Genomic DNA, 551 nt, shown 5'->3' on the forward strand with positions numbered 1-551 from the left:
TTGGCCTGCCGATCGGCACATAAGGCTCAGCCAGCGCAGGCGGAACGGAAACCAGATGATGCGTCACGCCGTCGGCGCACTCGGTCGGCCCGTAATGATTGAGAATGGAAACGCGGGGATACAAGGCAAGCCACGCACGCGCCAATCCGGGCGTTAAAGGTTCTCCGACCGTAGAAATAATCCGCAAGCCGTCCATGGCTCGCTCTGCCGCGGCAAGCGATTGCAGATATTCAACAAACACTGCCAGCATCGACGGAACGAGTTGAACGATCGTAGCGCCGCATCATTGAATTGCTTGAAGGAGCGATGATGGCGATCTCAATGTCGAATCATCGATGATTGATGTAGAGGCTCCGACGCAAAGCCCAGAAAGAAGCTGCCAAAGCGAGATGTCAAAGCAGTGCGATGCCGTTTGCGCGACGCGATCCGTCCGAGTGAGACTTAGGGCATCGATCTTTGCCGCCAAATGATTGTTTAGGCCGTCGCGCTCGATCATTGCGCCCTTAGGCTGGCCCGTCGAACCAGACGTAAACAGAATATAGGCAAGTCCA

Annotated in this window: 1 pseudogene; it reads right to left on the minus strand. The window is 55.7% G+C overall.

The features are described 5' to 3' along the window. Window positions 1-496 (minus strand): annotated as a pseudogene (locus tag I6F24_RS37320) (AMP-binding protein); the annotation flags it as partial. Window positions 497-551 lie beyond the last annotated feature (55 nt).

The organism is Bradyrhizobium sp. BRP23 (assembly GCF_020194135.1).
In the GTDB taxonomy this organism is placed as follows: Bacteria; Pseudomonadota; Alphaproteobacteria; order Rhizobiales; family Xanthobacteraceae; genus Bradyrhizobium; species Bradyrhizobium yuanmingense.